The organism is Clostridium sp. C105KSO13, from assembly GCF_001517425.1.
Classification (GTDB): domain Bacteria; phylum Bacillota; class Clostridia; order Lachnospirales; family Lachnospiraceae; genus Muricomes.
On sequence record NZ_FBWL01000086.1, the window covers coordinates 1 to 4706 of the forward strand.

Below are 4706 nucleotides of genomic sequence, written 5' to 3' on the forward strand. Positions count from 1 at the left end.
CTTGAATCCGTTCTTTCCATAAAGCTCTATTACCTTGATCCATTGTATAACCTCCTAAAGACATTTTAGGTTAATTTTACAGGATCTGCATGGAGATTACACGACGCTATCTTTTGAAGCACTTACTAAAATAGTAGTAAAAATTATTAAAACATTTAAAAAAGACTAAACTTGATTTAGATCAATTTAATTTCTTTCAATCTATAGTATTATATAATCAAGATAAAGAAAAAATAAAACAAGAAAGAAGGAAAAAAATATGTCAAGACAATTAAATTTTAATCAAGTAAAGGAAACTCATTTAAAAACATTAGCACAATATGTTCCAGTTGTAGCAAAAGTTCATGGAGGAAATCATCCAGAATTCTACCAGGTTCGTAAAGTATATGATGAACTTGCAAAGAAAGCAAAAGATGCGGGAGTAGAAAAGCCGGACTTAAAAGAGGAGTTTGTAAAATTACGTGAAATCACAGATAATTATACAGTTCCAGGTGATGTATGCGAAAGTTATGAAGCAGTATATAACATGTTAGCAGAATTAGATAAAGCATATGAAGCATAAAAGAAAATAAACAAAGCAATGAAAAGATATAAATAATCTAATAGGGAGGAGTATGAATATGCAAAAATTTATATTAGGAAGAAAAAACCATATTACAATAGTAAGTGCAATTTTAATAATAATTGCATTTGTCAGTAAATTAGGCTTCGAAAACGAACAAATAGCCATATGGGCATTAGTAATTGCTTCAATTTTGGGAGTTTCACCTATTGCGATTCAAGCGTATCAAGCATTAAAAGTCAAAGTAGTTAGTATTGATGTTTTAGTTACCATTGCAGTTATCGGAGCCTTTATAGTTAGAAACTACGAAGAATCAGCAATTGTTACATTTTTATTTCTATTTGGAGCTTATCTAGAACAAAGGACACTTAATAAAACACGTTCTGCAATTAAAGAATTAACTCAAATGGCACCAGAAAGTGCCTTAAAACAAGTGGAAAATGGTGAGTTTGAAGAAGTAGAAATAGATGAAGTTGATGTAGGAGATATTTTGCTTGTTAAAACGGGTGCAAAAATCCCAGTTGACGGTACAGTGTTAACAGGAGAAGGGCATATTAATGAAGCAAGTATTACAGGAGAAGCGGTTCCTGTAAGTAAAAAGAAAGATTCGGGGGTATATGCCGGAACAATTTTAGAAAATGGAACTATTCAAATCACTGCTGATCGTGTAGGTGAGGATACTACTTTTGGTAAAATCATTGAGTTGGTTGAAGAAGCACAGGATTCAAAATCAGAAGCAGAACGTTTCATTGATAGATTTTCTAAATACTACACACCAGCTGTTTTAGTTCTCTCTTTTATTGTATGGATATTTTCAAGGGATATTGAACTTGCAATTACAATATTAGTTTTAGGATGTCCAGGAGCATTGGTAATCGGTGTACCGGTTTCAAACGTCGCGGGGATTGGCAATGGAGCACGTCATGGAGTCCTTCTAAAAGGTAGCGAGGTTATTAGTGACTTTAGCAGACTAGATACCATGGTATTTGACAAAACAGGTACATTAACAATAGGAAATCCCAAAGTAGCTGATAAAGAAATTTATGCAGATAATGTATATGAAGTATTAGGGTATCTAGCAAGTGTTGAAAAGGAATCAGATCATCCATTAGCAAAAGCAGTTGTAGAATATATTGGAGATATAAAATTATATACAGTTGAAAAAACAGATGTTGTAAAAGGTGGAGGAATTGTAGCTCATGTAGAAGGTCATAAAGTTGCAGTCGGTAATGTGGCACTAATGGAGCAAGAAAATATTCTTTTAAGTGAAAAAGCTCGTGCAGATATTTCCAGATTTGAGAAAAATGGAAATTCACTTGTTTTAACATCAGTTGATGGTGAATTAAAAGCATTGATGGGTATTCGTGATCAAATTCGCCCGGGTGTAAAAGATGATCTTAAAAAGTTGAAAAAACTTGGTGTTAAAAATCTAGTAGTTCTTTCTGGTGATAACCAAGGAACAGTTGATTTAGTAGCACGTGAACTAGGACTTACAGAAGCTCATGGACATATGTTGCCAGAAGATAAAGCAACATATATTAAAGAGTTACAAGAAAAAGGTCAAATTGTGGCATTTGTTGGAGATGGAGTAAATGATAGTCCTTCACTAGCTCTAGCACAAATTGGAATTGCTATGGGAAATGGAACAGATGTAGCAATCGAAACTTCAGATGTTGTTTTAATGAATTCAGATTTCAGCCGCTTGCCACATGCATTAGGTTTAACAAAAGCAACCGCTAATAACATGCTTCAAAATATTATTATTGCAGTAGGGGTTGTATTAGTCCTTCTTGCCAGCGTATTCTTTAGTGAATGGATGAACATGTCAATCGGTATGTTAGTACATGAAGCAAGTATATTAGTAGTGATTTTAAATGGTATGAGACTTCTTCGCTATAAATTAAGAAAATAAAAATAAATAAAATTCTTGATGTAAATCAATTTATTATAGATAATAATAGTATATAATACAATTAACATAAACTAAAGGAGAGATGAAAAATGCAAAAAGCAACAATTCAATTAGAAACATTAACATGTCCATCATGTATGCAAAAAATAGAAAATGGAGTTAAATCATTAGATGGAGTAGACAAAAAAAGCATAAAGGTGCTATTTAATTCAAGTAAAGTAAGAGTGGAATATGATGATGAAAAAGTATCTATAAAAGATATTGAAAATGCCATCGATAAATTAGGATATGAAGTTATAAAATCTCAAGTAAAAGCTTTATAAAATAAGAGGGAATAAGTTTGGTTTTAATGATATCAGATGCTGGTTAATGTCATCTACGGTAAAGGACACAGTTACCAAGTTATAATGTCGTTGATATCTTCCCACACACGAAAGCCCACAGTGGATATGTTCTCACAAAGAGAATTTCTGATAAAAATATTTTGGTTACTAGTATTTGACAGCTATAACTTCCGCTCAAGCCATGTGGAGACGGTGGTTCTGATGTCTAAGGTGAAATCAGACGGTGCAAAAAAGGCTTGATTTCAGGTCTTTTATGCTATCTGGAAATAGAAAACATTCAAATCAAGGCCTAAACTGTAAGCTCTGCGGAAACAAGGCAATGAGGGTATATAGGAAAAAGTGTGTATAGTTTAGAGGTCGATTTAGATGCCGGGCGTTGAAGCAGTGATTAAGATGTCGGAGATAGTTTGGGCTGTGGATTGGATGTTGAAGAGGAGGATAATTCGTGGATAGTTCAGCATTTTTATGGCCATCAGGGAATAAGGATTTTTGGAAAATAGAATGTGACGCAAGCAAGGTCTTTGTAAAATGGAGTCATAACTACTTTGAAGATTATAAGCAATTGGCATATAATTTTTATAAGTGTGGATTTAGTACATTCGACGAGGTGATACGTAGCGGTCATGACAACATTAAATCAGATATGTGGTTTTTAACAGGTGTTTTTTATTACGTCAGAGTATAGAGCTTGGGTTAAAAGCACTTTTATGTAGAAATTGTGACAATAACAAAGACATTCAGAATTTGTTTGAGGAATGCTGTCATGATGTAATGATGCTTTTTCAAAGGTATAATGATGTTAAGAAAGAAAATTATCTAACAGAGTCGGAGAATGTATGGTTAGAGAAATATTTTACTTCGCTTGAAGTTGTTGATAGCAAGTCGGATATGTTCAGATTCCCTTTTGAAGACGATTTTCTATCTAAGTACAGGGATAGGTTTTGGGAAAATGTAGATGTTGTGAATAATATTTTGCAGGCTTTTACACTTGTAAAAAAATGCATTGAGAAAGCTTCCTGTATACTTTAAATAGGTCAAGAGATTGACACAAGAAAATACCTCAAGTAAATTTAGATTATTACTGACTGGGCAGTTGGTAAAAATCTAAAATCACGAGAGGTATCTAACATGAATGTTAACGGCACAAAGAAGAAAAATCAAGTAATTACAGCAAATATTTTTGAACAACACGAAATTTTAGCAAAAGCAGAGGCGATAAGGAGTAATCTAAAAGCTTCAACTTGGCATGAGTTAGAAACATAAGGTAAGTTCGATAAGAACGCAAAGCTCACATTTATCAGTGATGACATGCTTATCTTAGGATGCGATGTAGGCAGTGAAACTCACTATGTAAGGGCTATTGATACCAGAGGAAGAGAACTTAGTAAGTCCGCACTCCCATTCAGTAACAGCTCTGAAGGATTCCAAAGTGCAAAGGAATGGGCAATTAAGATAGCTGCAGCAAATAATAAGAATCAGATCGTCATGGGCTTGGAACCGACTGGACATTACTGGTTTAGCCTTGCTACATGGATGATTACAAATGGAATAAGTGTTGTTCAGGTGAACCCATATGCGGTAAAGCAAACGAAGGAAGTCAATCCTTCGGCGAATCAGGGATAGATTTGTCAGCGTGTTTGGCCATAACATAAGCGATATTTTCAAACATTTCTAGCGAGAACATATCAAGGCTGGAGGCGTTTTCCGCGTTTTCGCCGATAGAGGTTTCCAGTGCTTTCAAGTCCTTATAAATGTCCCGGTGAGGGCGTAAATTTTTCTGTGTCTGGCAAGTCAGGAACTGCCTGATTTGAATTAAATATGTATTGGTTTTGATGTCGATTTAACTCGAAATTCCATTGTCGAATTTTATTTCTATCTATAGTATTAC

The 4706-nt window shown here is 34.1% G+C and carries 6 protein-coding genes; all 6 read left to right on the forward strand.

What is annotated here, in order from left to right:
- The first annotated feature begins 259 nt into the window (after positions 1 to 259).
- The 6 genes from BN3456_RS00465 (at position 260) to BN3456_RS16135 (ending at position 4441) form a co-directional block, all read left to right on the forward strand.
- Positions 260 to 562 carry a hypothetical protein gene (locus BN3456_RS00465; protein ID WP_047001639.1) on the forward strand — a complete coding sequence of 101 codons (303 nt, stop codon included), beginning with the start codon at positions 260 to 262 and terminating at the stop codon, positions 560 to 562.
- A 58-nt stretch (positions 563 to 620) separates the two neighbouring features.
- Positions 621 to 2474 (forward strand): heavy metal translocating P-type ATPase, encoded by a 1854-nt coding sequence (locus BN3456_RS00470; protein ID WP_089981992.1) that lies wholly within the window; start codon positions 621 to 623, stop codon positions 2472 to 2474.
- A gap of 89 nt (positions 2475 to 2563) precedes the next feature.
- On the forward strand, positions 2564 to 2797 hold the full coding sequence (locus tag BN3456_RS00475) for a heavy-metal-associated domain-containing protein (RefSeq protein WP_047001637.1): 234 nt from the start codon (positions 2564 to 2566) through the stop codon (positions 2795 to 2797).
- 466 nt (positions 2798 to 3263) lie between these two features.
- On the forward strand, positions 3264 to 3503 hold the full coding sequence (locus tag BN3456_RS00485; protein WP_089981996.1) for a hypothetical protein: 240 nt from the start codon (positions 3264 to 3266) through the stop codon (positions 3501 to 3503).
- A 443-nt stretch (positions 3504 to 3946) separates the two neighbouring features.
- Entirely contained in the window at positions 3947 to 4081 is a 135-nt protein-coding gene (locus BN3456_RS16400) for a hypothetical protein (RefSeq protein ID WP_278280255.1), read from the forward strand.
- 45 nt (positions 4082 to 4126) lie between these two features.
- A complete protein-coding gene (locus BN3456_RS16135) occupies positions 4127 to 4441 on the forward strand; it encodes an IS110 family transposase (RefSeq protein WP_242862760.1) in 315 nt (104 codons plus the stop codon).
- Positions 4442 to 4706 lie beyond the last annotated feature (265 nt).